This is a genomic window from Rhizobium sp. EC-SD404 (assembly GCF_902498825.1).
In the GTDB taxonomy this organism is placed as follows: Bacteria; Pseudomonadota; Alphaproteobacteria; order Rhizobiales; family Rhizobiaceae; genus Georhizobium.
Map to the genome: position 1 here is coordinate 3,311,958 of NZ_LR701459.1, position 14,008 is coordinate 3,325,965.

Below are 14,008 nucleotides of genomic sequence, written 5' to 3' on the forward strand. Positions count from 1 at the left end.
GGATTGATTAATGATACATGGCCGCGACCATCAATTGCGGCAGGGAGCGATCACGTTGTCTTAATTGCTGTCGCAGTTGGGATCATTCAGCCGAGCAGATCGATCAAGGTCGGGATCAGCGGCGCGTCGGCGGGCGGCATCGGATAATCGCGCAACGCCTTGGCGCGAACCCATTTGACCGCCTGGCCTTCCAATCCGCGGGCGATGCCCTCATAGCGCCTGCAGATGTAGAGCGGCATCAGAAGGTGAAAGTCGTCGTAGCTGTGGCTGGCGAAGGTCAACGGAGCGAGACAGGCGACCTGGGTGACGATGCCCAGTTCTTCCGCGAGTTCACGGATCAGGGTTTCCTCCGGTGTCTCGCCCGGTTCGACCTTGCCGCCGGGAAATTCCCACAGTCCGGCAAGCGCCTTACCCTCCGGCCTCTGCGCGATGAGGATGCGGCCATCCGCATCGACGAGCGCACAGGCGGAAACGAGAAGCATGCGACTCCCCTGTCGCTCAGAGCTCTCCGAAGCCTTTTCAACCATGGCTGCGCTGCCGGTAGACATAGCGATAGACCTCCGCAAAGCCGAGCGACCGATAGAGCGCGACGGCAGGATCATTGACGGCTTCGACCTGCAGAAATGCCCTGCGGGCGCCACGCAGACGCGCCCAGCGCAGAGCGCTTTTGATCAGGCTGCGGGCATGGCCGCGACGGCGATCGTCGGGCCGCGTCGCCACGTCGAACAATCCGGCAAGGTCGTTGTCGTGGACGCAAAGCAGCGCCGAAAGCGGCGATCCGGCCGCGTCTTCAGCGACGAACATGCCCTTGGAGGGTCGGATTGCGTTCAGGACTTCGCTCAGTCCGGCCTTGCGGCCAGGATCTGAATCCAGAAGTGCCAGCGAGGCATCGACGTAGCGCCCGACATCGTGGAGCGGCAACTGGTCCAACGCATCGGAAAGGTCGACGTTCTCCATCGACGCCGCCATCACCAGCGTCTCGCCCGCCTCTTCCCAGCCGTTGGCGGCCAGGTAGTCATCCAGGGCGGCAGGAGAAAGCGGTGACAGGCGAAAGACCGCGGGGCGGCCATACGCGTCGAACAAACGCGCGGCATTGGAGACGCGGGCCTCGATGTTCCGGTGGTCGGACGGATCGAGAGGATTGACCGAATTCAGCCGCCTGGAGGGATGGCCGGCGGTGAGCCGGATCTGCCAGGCGCCATCGAAACGCACCGACGCGGCAGGCCAGGCCCGGAAGCTGACAGCCTCCAGCCTGCGTACCGTCGCCAGATCGGGTTCAACTGCGGTAGTCGCCATTGATCGCGACATACTCCTTGGTGAGATCGCAGGTCCAGACGGTTGCGCGCCCTTCGCCGATGCCGAGTTCTACCCGGATTGAAATATCTTCCTGGCGCATGACGGCGGTGGCCGCCGCTTCCGAATAGGCGGGATCGCGTTCGCCGTCGACGGCGACGCGAATATCGCCGAACCAGATCGCGAGGCGGTCTCGATCAGCCTGTTCGCCGGCCTTACCAACGGCCATCACGATACGACCCCAATTGGCGTCCTCGCCGGCGATCGCCGTCTTCACGAGCGGCGAATTGGCGATGGAAAAGGCGATGCGCTTGGCAGCAGCATCGGTTTCGGCGCCTTCGACGGTGATCTCCACCATCTTGCGCGCGCCCTCGCCGTCACGCACGACCTGCAGGGCGAGATCGGCCATGAGCTGGCGGAACGCCTCCTGGAAATCGACGAGCCGAGGATCGTCCGCGCTCTCGATGCGGGGCCCGCCCGAAGCGCCCGTAGCAAAGGCAAGCAGCGTGTCCGATGTGGAGGTGTCGCTGTCGACCGTCACGGCATTGAACGTCGCGCCCACATGATCGGAGAGGATCTTCTGCAGAGCAGCAGGAGCGATGTCGGCATCGGTCGCGATGAAGGAGAGCATCGTCGCCATGTCTGGGGCGATCATGCCCGCGCCTTTCGCCATGCCGTTGATCGTCACCAGCACGCCGCCGAGTTCGGCCGTGCGGGTTGCAACCTTCGGATAGGTGTCGGTGGTCATGATGGCCTTGGCAGCCCCAAGCCACCCATCGGCGCTTGCGCGCTCTGCCATATCCCCGAGCACGCCGGCGAATTTCGTCGCATCGAGCGGCTCGCCGATCACGCCGGTCGAGGCCAGATAAACGTCCGTTTCGGCGCAGCCGACGGCATCGATCGCAGCGCTGGCCGTAAGGCGTGTGGCCTCGCGGCCCTTCTTGCCGGTAAAGGCATTCGCGTTGCCGGAATTGACGACCAGAATGCGGGCGGTCCCATGGGACAGGTTCTGCCGGCAGAACTCCACCGGCGCGGACGGGCATTTCGATGTCGTGAATACGCCGGCAACCGAAGCCGGACGATCGAACACCATCACCATCACATCGGTGCGGTCGCGGTATTTGATGCCAGCCGCAGCGGTCGCGAGCCTTGCGCCTGCGATCGGGGGCAATTCGGCATAGACCTTGGGCGCCAGGGGCGAGATCGTCGTGCTCATCGAAACTGTCCGGGATGCTGAAATTCGACTGCGGAACGTGAGAAAGAGCCCGCGGGCGCAGCAGCGCCTACGGGCTCTATCCGATTGCTATTTACTGAGCGGCCGGCGCTTCTTCAGCTGCGGGTTCCTCAGCGGCCGGTTCTTCAGTTGCCGGTTCCTCAGTTGCAGGGGCCTCTTCACCACCGGCCGGCTCGCCAGCAGGCGCGTTGGCGGCTGCGTAGGCTTCGGCAAGCGCCGGATCGGCGATCTCGACGGCGCCTGAACCGCGTGCCTCCTCGAGAATCTCGAGGTAACGCTCGCGCAGCACGACCTGACGAACCTGGTCGGCGACCTGCTCGAATGCCGGCGGCTCGGCATCACGACGGTCTTCGACCTTGATCACGTGCCAGCCGAACTGGCTCTGGACCGGTTCAGCCGTATAGGCGCCGGGCTCGAGCGCGAAGGCTGCTTCTTCGAAGGGCGGCACCATCTGGCCGCGCTGGAAGTAGCCGAGATCGCCGCCGTTTGCTGCCGAGCCATCGCTCGAGTTCTCGGTTGCGAGTTCGGCGAAGTCGGCGCCGCCATCGAGCTCCTCGATCAAAGCCGTCGCTGCTTCCTCGCTTTCGACGAGGATGTGGCGGGCATTGATTTCCTCGGCCGGGTCCATCGCTTCGATCTCCTGATCGTAGCGTGCGCGGACTTGTTCTTCGGTGATGCCGTTCAGGATTTCTTCCTGGAAGTAGGCATTGTGCAGGGCGCGGTCACGCAGGAAATCGATCCGGCGCTGGAATTCCTCGCCCTCGCCGAGACCGGACTCTTCGGCCTGGCGCGCAAGAAGCTTGATGTCGATCAGCGCGGCAAGCGCTGCGACGCGACGCTGCTCGGGCGGCAGCTGCTCGAACTGCGGATCGAGGTCCGACATCGCATATTCGAGTTCGGATTCGTAAATGTCCTGACCATCGACCGTGGCAATAACCGTATCGGGCGCAGGCGCCGCATCGGCCGCAGGCGCTTGGGCTTCGCCCTCGACGGCAGGCGTCTCCGTTTGCGCAAACGAAGGCGACGAAAGTGCCGTTCCGGCGCTCAAGGCCGCGAGAAGGGCGAGTGAGAGATAACGCTTCATTGAACCAGGCCTCTTTCCTGTGATATTGATTGATCGTCCAATGGCCATGAAAACGCACCGTTTTGAGGCACGGCCGCCTGTGGCGGCGCCGTTGACATCGATTAACCCCCCTCTTATCTGTCACGAAACCGCGCGTCCAGTTCCCGCCGGGAGAAGCCGTGCCTGTCGCTATGACCTGGAACCCCACTGCTTCGGACCCGCCGGCCTTCTAAGACGCCGCGCCAAGAAAACAACGGAAAGGACCATCTTCATGGTCAGCTTCGGCGGCCTTGCCCGCAAACTTTTCGGCTCCTCCAGCGATCGCAGGGTCAAGGGATTTCAAGGGCGGGTCGATCAGATCAACGCCCTCGAAGACGGGCTCAAGACCCTTTCCGACGAGGAATTGCGTGGCCGCACCGATAGCCTCAGGCAGGAACTCGCCGACGGCAAGACGCTCGACGACGTTCTCGTCCCTGCCTTCGCGGTAGCCCGAGAAGGTGCTCGCCGTGCTCTCGGCATGCGCCCCTTCGACGTGCAGCTGATCGGCGGCATGATCCTTCACGAGCGCGCCATCGCCGAAATGAAGACCGGCGAAGGCAAGACGCTGGTTGCCACGCTGCCCACCTATCTCAATGCGCTGTCCGGCAAGGGCGTGCATGTGGTGACGGTCAACGACTACCTCGCCAAACGCGACTCCGAGTGGATGGGCCGGCTTTACCGCTTCCTCGGCCTCAGCGTCGGCGTCATCGTCCATGACATGAACGACGACCAGCGCCGCGAGGCTTACGCCTGCGACATCACCTACGCGACAAACAACGAGCTCGGCTTCGACTATCTGCGCGACAACATGAAGTATGATCGCAAGCAGATGGTCCAGCGTGGACACAATTTCGCGATTGTCGACGAAGTCGACTCCATCCTGATCGACGAGGCACGCACGCCTCTCATCATTTCCGGTCCGCTCGACGACCGCTCGGACCTCTATGCGCAGATCGATACGTTCATTCCGCAGTTGACGGATGAGGACTTCGAGCTCGACGAGAAGCAGCGTTCGGTCACGTTCACCGAAGCCGGCACCGAGAAGCTGGAGCAGGTCCTTGCCGAAGCCGGCCTGTTGAAGGGCGCCGGCCTCTACGACATCGAGAACGTCTCGATCGTTCACCATCTGAACAACGCGCTCAAAGCACACAAGCTCTTCCAGCGCGATAAGGACTATATCGTCCGCAACGACGAAGTCGTGATCATCGACGAGTTCACCGGACGCATGATGCCGGGCCGCCGCTACTCGGAAGGCCAGCACCAGGCGCTGGAAGCCAAGGAAAAGGTGAAGATCCACCCCGAGAACCAGACGCTGGCCTCGATCACCTTCCAGAACTATTTCCGTATGTATTCCAAGCTCGGCGGCATGACCGGTACGGCAAACACCGAGGCCGAGGAATTCGCCAACATCTATGGCCTGTCGGTCATCGAAGTCCCGACCAATTTGCCGATCCAGCGTCTCGATGAGGACGATGAGGTCTACCGGACCTTCGAGGAGAAGTTCCAGGCGATCGTCACCGAGATCAAGGCTGCGCGCGAACGCAACCAGCCGGTTCTGGTCGGCACCACGTCGATCGAAAAGTCCGAACTTCTCGCCGAACTCCTCAAGAAGGAGGGGCTGAAGGAATTCCAGGTTCTCAACGCCCGCTATCACGAGCAGGAAGCCTACATCGTTTCGCAGGCCGGCAAACCGGGCGCCGTCACGATCGCCACCAACATGGCCGGTCGCGGCACCGACATCCAGCTCGGCGGCAATCTCGACATGCGCATTCAGCACGAGCTTGCCGACATGCCGGAAGGACCGGAGCGCACCCGCCGCGAGGAAGAAATCAAGGCCGAAGTCGCAAAGCTCAAGGAAGCGGCACTTGAAGCCGGCGGCCTCTACGTGCTTGCAACCGAACGCCACGAAAGCCGCCGCATCGACAACCAGCTGCGCGGACGCTCAGGCCGTCAGGGCGACCCGGGGCGTTCGAAGTTCTACCTGTCGCTGCAAGACGATCTGATGCGCATTTTCGGCTCCGACCGGATGGAAGGCATGCTGACGAAGCTCGGCCTGCAGGAGGGCGAGGCGATCGTCCACCCCTGGATCAACAAGGCGCTGGAGCGGGCGCAGAAGAAGGTCGAAGCGCGAAACTTCGACATCCGCAAAAACCTTCTGAAATACGACGACGTGATGAATGACCAGCGCAAGGTCATCTTCGAACAGCGTCTGGAACTGATGGACGCACCCGATGTCGCCGAGACGGTGACGGACATGCGCCACGACGTGATCGACGATCTCGTCAACAAGTACATTCCGGAAAATGCCTATGCTGAGCAGTGGGATACGGCAGCGCTCAAGGAAGATGTGCGCAAGCAGCTCAATCTCGACCTGCCCGTCGACGCCTGGGCGGCCGAAGAAGGCATCGCCGAAGACGACATCCGCGAGCGGCTGATCGAAGCGGCCGACAAGGCAGCGGCCGACCGTACCGAGCGGTTCGGCGTCGATGTCATGCGCTATGTCGAGAAGTCGATCGTCCTGCAGACGCTCGACAATCTCTGGCGCGAGCATCTCGTCAATCTCGACCATTTGCGCTCGGTCATCGGCTTCCGAGGCTACGCCCAGCGTGATCCACTGCAGGAATACAAGCAGGAAGCCTTCGAACTCTTCCAGGCACTGCTCGGCAACCTCCGCCAGGCGGTGACGTCGCAGATGATGCGCGTCGAAATTCGCCGCGAGGAGCCGCGCGAGACGCCGCAGGTTCCCGAAGGCCGGGCCCGTCACGTCGACGCGACGACCGGCGAAGACGAATTCGGCGGTGACGATCTCGGCTATGTCCCGCCGGAAAACCGCAACCCCGACGACCCGGAAAGCTGGGGCAAGGTTGCGCGCAACGAGCCCTGCCCGTGCGGATCCGGCAAGAAATACAAGCATTGCCACGGAACATTTGCACAGGCGACCGTCGCCTGATCCCTCGCAGAATCGTGATCTTTTCAAACGGCGCATCCTCCGATGCGCCGTTTCGTTTTCGGCCACATCCAAGCAATCCGATAGGGCCTGCGGAACCGATCCTTAACGTGTCGCATGCGATGGAAAAGGCCGACCAGAAACGTCACCGGATCCGCGATTGACATGACCGTCATCACCAGTGCCGAGAAATGGCTGCCGCCGCGCGTGACCGCGCGGCTCGCGCCAGCGCTGGATCGTGCGGAAGCGATCGTGACGCGGCGCGACGATCAGTCGGCTGCGGAATATATGGCGCTCGTCGCATTCGCGATCCGGGTCTTGAGCGCAGCCATCGCGTTTTCGTCGCAGATCATCCTCGCGCGCTTCATGGGCGAGTTTCAGTACGGCATCTTCGTGTTCGTCTGGGCGATCGCCGTCATTTTCGGCAACCTCTCCTGCTTCGGTTTCCACACGGCGATCATCCGCTTTCTGCCCGGCTATCGGGACCAGAAAGCGCATGCGGAGATCCTCGGGCTAACGCAGACCGCGCGTCGTTTCGCCGTCGGTTCGGCGACGTTGATCGCGACGCTCGGCCTCGCCGGGCTGGCGATCTTCGGCAAGAGCGTCGACCAATACTATCTCGTGCCCTTCTACCTAGCGGCCTTCACGCTGCCCATGATCGCGCTCGGCGACGTGCTGGACGGCACGGCGCGCGCCAACAACTGGCCCTTCTTCGGCCATGGCGCCACGTTCCTTCTGCGCCCCACCCTGATCATCATCTTGATGGTGACGGCGGTAACACTGGGCTACGAACCGACCGCGGTAACCGCGCTCGCCTCGGCACTGGTGGCGACCTATCTGACGACGCTCGGCCAGTATCTCGCCGTCACCATGCGGGTGCGCCGCAGCTTCGCCTCGCCGACCAAGAGCATCACCTTCGCGCGCTGGTTCGTCGTCGCGCTGCCGATCTTCTTCATCGAAGGCTTCTATTTTCTGTTGACGAATTCCGATGTCATCATCGTCGGCTTCTTCGTTTCTCCGGACCAGGTCGCAGTCTATTTCGCGGCCGCCAAGACCATGGCACTCGTCCATTTCGTCTATTACGCGGTCAAGGCCGGGGCATCGCCCCGCTTCTCACAGCTGGTCAGTGCCGGCGATACGGTCGGCATCGCCAATTTCGCCTCGCGCACTGCGGCCTGGACATTCTGGCCTTCGCTGTTGCTCGGCTCGGCGGTGCTTCTGGCCGGACCGTTCCTGCTGTCGCTGTTCGGCCCGGCTTTCGCGGATGGTCAGATCCTGATGGCGATTCTCTTCGCCGGCATCCTTGCCAAGGCGATGATCGGCCCGGGTGAAGTGCTGTTGACGATGGCCGGTCACCAGATGATCTGCGCCTTCATCTATCTTCTGGTCTTGATCACCCATCTCTGCCTCTCCGTATCGCTCATTCCCCATTACGGGCTTCAGGGTGCTGCGGCGGCCACTGCGACGGCGATGACGGTCGAAGCCATCATGTTGTTTCTCGTCGTCCGCCACCGGATCGGCATTGCGATGTTCGTCTTCGCGCCGCGCCGGCAAACGCATGAAGAGGATCTCGGCTGATGGCGTCCAATCCGTTCTTCGAAGGCGACATCGGTGGGCAGGCTTCGACGCTGATCGATGCGCTGGCCGAGACGCCGATCACGCGTCCCCCGCCGGAACTCGCGATCGACATCGGACGGCCCGGCCGCCAGATGTGCGTCTATCCCGCGCGTGCCGGCTACGATCTCCAGACGGAGCTCGATTTTCTCGCCAATCGGATGATCGAGCCGAACGTCTTCTTCACCGGCCGTTTCCTCGCGCCGGCCATGCCGCGGCTCGATGACCGTCAGGTGCGGCTGCTGCTCATTCGGGATGAAGCACCGGGGCGCAGTCGCTTGCGCATGGTCATGCCTTTTTCGATCGAACGTCCCGGCTTTTCCGTCGGTCCCTCGATCATCCGCGCCTGGTCGCATCCGTTCGGCCCCCTCGGCACACCGCTGATCGACGCGGAAGGTGCTGCGGAAACGCTCGACAATTTCCTGGAAGCCTTGGCCGGCGAAGACACGCAGATGCCGAACGTGCTGGTTTTGCCGGACATGCGCATCGATGGTCCGGCGGCCGAACTGCTGCGCGCCGTTGCGCTCGCTCGCGGGCTGACGGTGGAAACGACCGAAGCGGTCGACCGTCCGGTGCTGCGTTCGAGCGAAGAGCCGGAGCGCTATCTGCGCGGCGCGATCAGCGGCCGGCACTTGAAGGACATGCGTCGGCAGTGGCGCCATCTTGCTGCGCAGGGCACGCTCGTCCACAAGGTCGCGCGCCAGCCCCTGGATGTGCGCATCGGGCTCGAACAGTTTCTCGCACTCGAAGCTAGCGGCTGGAAAGGCCAGCGGCGGAGCGCGATGGTGTCGGATCGCTACCGGGCGGCTTTCGCGCGGGAGGCCGTGACCAACCAGGCCGAAAACGACAATGCACGCATCCACGTGCTCGAATTCGATGGCCGGGCCATTGCCGTGATGGTCGTGTTCGTGATCGCCGGCCAGGCTTTCACCTGGAAGACTGCCTATGACGAGCGGTTCGCTGCGTCTTCGCCGGGCAAGCTTCTCTTCTGGAAGCTGACCGAACAGCACCTCGACGACCCGAACATTCAGATGACGGATTCCTGCGCGGTGCCGGATCATCCGATTGCCAGCAGGCTCTGGGAAGAGCGCGAGCGCATGGCGACGATGATCATCGGGCTCGATGGACGAGCCGACCGCCAGGTTCGCCAGGTCGCGCGCCAGCTGCACCTCTACCGAAACACCCGCAACGTCGCCCGCATCCTGCGGGAGCGCGTGCGCGCGCTCGCCCGCCGCAAGTCCGCCGCAAAGCGCTAGGGCATTTTCGCCATTCCGAACGGTGACCGCTTCGCATGGAAACGCTCTAGAGCGTGCGATCAGGCGCCGGCAGCCGCTTCCTCGATCGCTCTTTGGCGCAACTCGCGTCGAATGACCTTGCCGGTCGTCGTCAGCGGCAGGCTGTCCACGAACGCGACTTCGCGCGGGTATTCATGGGCCGACAGCCGGGTCTTGACCCAAGCGGTGATCTCGCTCGCGAGCTTCTCCGAGGCTTCGAAGCCGGGTTTTAAAACGACATAGGCCTTCACGGCTTCCGTGCGGATCGGGTCCGGCTTGCCGACGGCTGCGGCCAGCGCGATCGCCTCGTGCGCGTGGAGGCAATCCTCCACCTCGCCGGGGCCGATGCGATAGCCGGCCGATGTGATGACGTCGTCGTCGCGGCCGAAGAACTCGACATAGCCGTCCTCGCTCATCACGCCCTGGTCGCCGGTCGTCATCCAGTCGCCGATGAATTTGCGTTCCGTCGCCGCCTCGTCGTTCCAGTAGCCGAGGAACATGACCGGGTCCGGCCGCATGATCGCAATCTGGCCGGGCGTGCCGGGCGCGCAAGGGTTGCCATCCGCATCGATGACGGCGACGCGGTGCCCCGGCACGGTTTTGCCGATCGCGCCGGACCGCGAAATCCCGATCCTGGCGCAGGAGGCGAGCACGAGATTGCACTCGGTCTGGCCGTAGAATTCGTTGATCGTCACGCCGAGTTCGCGCCTGCCCCATTCGAACGTTTCGCGGCCGAGCGATTCACCGCCCGAGCCGATTGTCCTCAGGTTCAGGCTGTATGTCTCGGCCGGGCGCACCACGCTGCGCAGCATTCGGAGCGCCGTCGGCGGAATGAAGGCGTTGCGCACGTCGAGGTCCGCCATGATGCGGAACGCCAGATCGGGATCGAATTTCTGCGCCGGCGTCGACACCACCGGAACACCGAAATAAAGCCCCGGCAAGAGCACGTTGAGCAGGCCACCCGCCCAGGCCCAATCGGCCGGGGTCCACAGACGGTCGCCGGGCTGAGGCAAGAATTCATGGTGCATTTGCACGCCCGGCAGATGCCCGATCAGGACGCGGTGCCCGTGCAGCGCGCCTTTGGGCGGCCCTGTCGTGCCGGAGGTGAACACCATCAGTGCCGGCGTATCGCCCGTTGTCGGCTCGTCGACGGGCGCTCCATCCCGATGCGCCTTCAAGAGTTCGTCGAAGCTGAGCGCCGGGCTTTCGACCGCATCGCCGGTCACGATCACGGTCTTGAGATCGGGCAAGGCGTCGCGCAGCGGCTCGAGCTTTGCGACACCCATCGCGTTCGTCACGATCGCGCGCGCACCGCAGGCGGCAAGACGATAGCTGAGCGCATCCTGCCCAAACAACAGCGCCAACGGCACGGCGATCGCCGCCATCTTGTAGATTGCGACATGGGCGATCGCGGTCTCGAAGCTCTGCGGCAGAAGAATTGCGACGCGGTCCCCGCGCGAGACGCCGTTCGCTTTCAAAGCCCGCGCCAGCGCCGATGCCCGCTCATCGAGTTCCGCATAGGTCAACGCTGCGTGGTTACCGCCGATATCGAAATGCTGGAGGCAGACCCGCTCCGGCTCGCTGCGCGCCCACCGCGCGGACACGTATTCGGCAATGTTGAAATCGTCTGGCACATGCCATTCAAAGCCGGTCACGGCCTCTTCGTAGGTTTGGCCTTCGTCGAGCATTTCAGTCGTCCGCCTTAATTTTGGGCAGCAGCTTAAACGCTCAAAGACGGCGGATGGCAAGGGCGGGTTCAGGCCGCGCCGATCGCCTCCGCATTGCCCTCGCGCTGATAGGCGACGAGATAGGCGGAGAGATCATCCCCGGACATCGGGCGCGCGAACACGTGACCCTGAAGAGAGCTGCAGCCGAGCCGGCGCAGGATGGATACGTGCTCCATGGTTTCCACGCCTTCCGCCACGACCTCGATCTGCAGCGACTGCCCGATATCGATCATCGACGACACGAGATTGCGGGCCGTCTCGGACTTCGTGATCGGCATGATGAGCTGGCGGTCGATCTTGAAGCGTTTCGGCTTGAGATTGACGAGGCTGACGATCGAGGCATAGCCCGTGCCGAAATCGTCGATCTCGATGTCGATGCCCAGATCCTTGAGGCCTGCGATGTTTCTCGCGACGATCTCCTTGCCATCGTCCAGAAAGGTCGATTCCAGAAGCTCGAAGGCGAGATCGCCAGGCTGGAAGTTCAATTGCTTCAGCCCTTCGATCAGATTCTCGTCATGCAGTCGTGCCGACGAGACATTGACCGAGATGCGCGGCACCGCGATGTCCTGCGCGCGCCAGCGAAGCAGTTGGAACATCGCCTGATCCAGCACGCGCTGATCGATCGCGGCCATGACGTTGATGTCTTCGGCGGTGTCGAGGAAGGCAGCCGGCGGGAGGATGCCCCGTTCCGGATGGCGCCAGCGCACGAGTACCTCGGCGCCGACCACAGCAAGTGAGGTTGCGTCGAACTGGGGCTGATACCAGGCCACGAACTCGTCGCGTTCCAGGCCGCGCAGGATTTCGTCGGCCGTCTTCTTGCCGGCAATGACGGCCGTCTGCAGCGCTTCGGTGAAGAATTCATACCGGTTGCGGCCACGGCTCTTGGCTTCGTAAAGCGCGATATCGGCATTGACCAGCAATTGCCGGCCATTCCGATCCCCGGGCGCCGCAAGCGCGATGCCAGCGCTCACACCCGCACGGCAGTCCTGCGACTGGTACGTGAAAGGCTGCCGCATCGCCTCGATGATCGACATCGCCAAGGCCGCGAGGCACGCGGCGCTCGTCGGGCCCATGGTGACGACAACGAATTCATCGCCGCCGATGCGGGCCACGAAATCCTGCTCGCGGACATTCGCCCTGAGAATGCCGGCCGCGTGGCGCAGAGTCTCATCGCCCGCCGCATGGCCGAGCGTGTCGTTGATCTGCTTGAACCGGTCGAGGTCGAGGTGGATCAGCGCCGATGGCAATCGTCCGCCATCGCCGCCTTCGCTCAGGATCCGGTCAAGATAGCGCCGGTTCGGGAGCCCGGTCAGTGGATCGTGGTTGGCGTTGTGCTCCATCTGCGCCTTGGCTTCCTCGAGCGCGGAGGTGCGCGCTTCGGCGAGGTCGCGGGCGAGCTTCAGGCGGGCGTTCAATTCCAGATCGGCCGAAACGTCCCAGTTGACGCCGACGATGCGCCTTCCGCCATTGGAGTGGATATAGGCCGAGCCGATCGCCCGGATGTGGCGGCAATAGCTGACCGACTGCCCGGACCGGAATTCGGATTCGTAGCGCTCGCCCCCGTCGAGCACGCGCCGGAATGCTGCCGTCGCCTGCTCCAGATCGTCGGGATGGATGCAGTCGAGCCAGCGCTCGAAATCGTTGATGTCGTCTTCCGGCCGGACCCCGTAAAGCTCCTTCATCCGGTCGTCCCAGTAGAGTTCGCCCGTCTTCGCATCGATCTCCCAGATGCCGATCTTGGAGGCGTCGAGCGCGAGTTCGAGGCGGTGGGACAGACGCTCCATCTCCTCCTCGCGTCGCCGCATCTCCTGGATGTGGCGCTGACGTTCGTCGACGAGGCGGCCCGACATCACGATCGGCACGACGATCAGGATCGATGCAGCCGCGAAGATGGCGCGAATGATCCAGGTGTTGGGCGGCGTGGTGGCCCATCCATCGTTGGGTATGGCGGAAATCACCCAGGCGCCGGTCGGCAGCACGACCGACATGGTCTCCGGCTGCTGGGACAGGATTTCCGGATTCCCGTAGAAGAGGTCGCCCTGTTCGCCGAGCCCGTCCTTGCCGCGGATGGCGATGTCGATCGGCAAGTCGGCCGTCAGCCCGCTGGCCGTATAGAGCGCCTCGAGATCGAGCACCGCGGCGACGATGCCCCAGAAGCGGCGGCGGCCATTGTCGTCCCGGATGAAAACCGGGTAGCGGCCGATGAGACCCTGTCCGCCTTGAACAAGATCGACCGGGCCGGCGAGAACGAGGCCGCCGGTATCGCGGGCGCGCAGCGCGGCATCTCGTTGGGCAGGCATGGTGCGATAATCGAGACCGATCGCCTTTTCGTTGCCGCGCACGGGATGCATCAGCTTGACGACGAGATCCGGCGCGGCGGCGATGTTGCGCACCTGCGAGTTGTCATCGATCAGTTCGCTGGCCAGTTGTGCGAAGCGGGTCTGATCCATGTCCGGCTCGCTGGTGATGACCGCGACGAGGCCGCGCACGAGCTGGGTATTGGCATTGATGCCGCCTTCGAGCTTTGCGCGGACCACGGACAGCCGCTCGGCCACCTCGGCGCGCTGCTTCTGCATGAAGACGACGTTGTTCTGGTGTTCGGCATAAATGCCGGCCGCGATGAGGACCGCAAACGCAACGATTGCGGCAAACTGACTGGATTTCACGCGGTAGCCGACCGCTCTCCAAGCCCCCATGATGCTGTCCCGCGAATGCCCGGACATCCAGCGGCGAATGTCCCCATGGAGAGAGACTAGGGGCGAGAACTTAATACTTTGAAACGTCGGAGAGGGAAGAACTGGCCACGTGTCATATCGT

9 protein-coding genes are annotated in these 14,008 nt (G+C 63.3%); 3 read left to right on the forward strand and 6 right to left on the reverse strand.

Annotated elements, in window-relative coordinates; genetic code table 11:
• Nucleotides 1-86 precede the first annotated feature (86 nt).
• The 4 genes from mutT to GC125_RS16805 all read right to left on the reverse strand — a co-directional run bounded on the left by mutT (nucleotide 87) and on the right by GC125_RS16805 (nucleotide 3,611).
• Nucleotides 87-527, reverse strand: coding sequence for an 8-oxo-dGTP diphosphatase MutT (gene mutT / locus GC125_RS16790; RefSeq protein WP_151988025.1), 441 nt, complete (start codon nucleotides 525-527; stop codon nucleotides 87-89).
• Nucleotides 520-1,296, reverse strand: coding sequence for a GNAT family N-acetyltransferase (locus GC125_RS16795; RefSeq protein ID WP_151986696.1), 777 nt, complete (start codon nucleotides 1,294-1,296; stop codon nucleotides 520-522). The genes mutT and GC125_RS16795 overlap by 8 nt, the downstream gene beginning before the upstream one ends.
• Nucleotides 1,277-2,509 (reverse strand): bifunctional glutamate N-acetyltransferase/amino-acid acetyltransferase ArgJ, encoded by a 1,233-nt coding sequence (argJ, locus tag GC125_RS16800; protein WP_151986697.1) that lies wholly within the window; start codon nucleotides 2,507-2,509, stop codon nucleotides 1,277-1,279. Before argJ ends, GC125_RS16795 begins: the two co-directional genes overlap by 20 nt.
• Before the next feature lie 91 nt (nucleotides 2,510-2,600).
• Nucleotides 2,601-3,611: a peptidylprolyl isomerase gene (locus GC125_RS16805; protein ID WP_151986698.1), complete on the reverse strand. Its 1,011-nt coding sequence runs from the start codon at nucleotides 3,609-3,611 to the stop codon at nucleotides 2,601-2,603.
• A gap of 250 nt (nucleotides 3,612-3,861) precedes the next feature.
• On the opposite strand from GC125_RS16805, the gene secA reads away from it, so the two are divergent.
• The 3 genes from secA to GC125_RS16820 all read left to right on the forward strand — a co-directional run bounded on the left by secA (nucleotide 3,862) and on the right by GC125_RS16820 (nucleotide 9,446).
• Nucleotides 3,862-6,579, forward strand: coding sequence for a preprotein translocase subunit SecA (gene secA / locus GC125_RS16810; protein WP_151986699.1), 2,718 nt, complete (start codon nucleotides 3,862-3,864; stop codon nucleotides 6,577-6,579).
• A 162-nt stretch (nucleotides 6,580-6,741) separates the two neighbouring features.
• Entirely contained in the window at nucleotides 6,742-8,154 is a 1,413-nt protein-coding gene (locus GC125_RS16815; RefSeq protein WP_151986700.1) for a lipopolysaccharide biosynthesis protein, read from the forward strand.
• Nucleotides 8,154-9,446: a GNAT family N-acetyltransferase gene (locus tag GC125_RS16820; protein ID WP_151986701.1), complete on the forward strand. Its 1,293-nt coding sequence runs from the start codon at nucleotides 8,154-8,156 to the stop codon at nucleotides 9,444-9,446. Before GC125_RS16815 ends, GC125_RS16820 begins: the two co-directional genes overlap by 1 nt.
• Nucleotides 9,447-9,505: 59 nt before the next feature.
• Here GC125_RS16820 and GC125_RS16825 read toward each other — a convergent pair whose 3' ends face one another.
• Together GC125_RS16825 and GC125_RS16830 are read right to left on the reverse strand one after the other, a co-directional pair.
• Nucleotides 9,506-11,152 (reverse strand): AMP-binding protein, encoded by a 1,647-nt coding sequence (locus tag GC125_RS16825; protein ID WP_151986702.1) that lies wholly within the window; start codon nucleotides 11,150-11,152, stop codon nucleotides 9,506-9,508.
• A 68-nt stretch (nucleotides 11,153-11,220) separates the two neighbouring features.
• Nucleotides 11,221-13,887: a bifunctional diguanylate cyclase/phosphodiesterase gene (locus GC125_RS16830; protein ID WP_151986703.1), complete on the reverse strand. Its 2,667-nt coding sequence runs from the start codon at nucleotides 13,885-13,887 to the stop codon at nucleotides 11,221-11,223.
• Nucleotides 13,888-14,008: the final 121 nt, after the last annotated feature.

Bases quoted from the DNA above. Each gene is read 5' to 3' on its own strand.
- mutT (WP_151988025.1), bottom strand. From the start codon at position 527: ATGGTTGAAAAGGCTTCGGAGAGCTCTGAGCGACAGGGGAGTCGCATG.
- GC125_RS16795 (WP_151986696.1), bottom strand. From the start codon at position 1,296: ATGGCGACTACCGCAGTTGAACCCGATCTGGCGACGGTACGCAGGCTG.
- argJ (WP_151986697.1), bottom strand. From the start codon at position 2,509: ATGAGCACGACGATCTCGCCCCTGGCGCCCAAGGTCTATGCCGAATTG.
- GC125_RS16805 (WP_151986698.1), bottom strand. From the start codon at position 3,611: ATGAAGCGTTATCTCTCACTCGCCCTTCTCGCGGCCTTGAGCGCCGGA.
- secA (WP_151986699.1), top strand. From the start codon at position 3,862: ATGGTCAGCTTCGGCGGCCTTGCCCGCAAACTTTTCGGCTCCTCCAGC.
- GC125_RS16815 (WP_151986700.1), top strand. From the start codon at position 6,742: ATGACCGTCATCACCAGTGCCGAGAAATGGCTGCCGCCGCGCGTGACC.
- GC125_RS16820 (WP_151986701.1), top strand. From the start codon at position 8,154: ATGGCGTCCAATCCGTTCTTCGAAGGCGACATCGGTGGGCAGGCTTCG.
- GC125_RS16825 (WP_151986702.1), bottom strand. From the start codon at position 11,152: ATGCTCGACGAAGGCCAAACCTACGAAGAGGCCGTGACCGGCTTTGAA.
- GC125_RS16830 (WP_151986703.1), bottom strand. From the start codon at position 13,887: ATGGGGGCTTGGAGAGCGGTCGGCTACCGCGTGAAATCCAGTCAGTTT.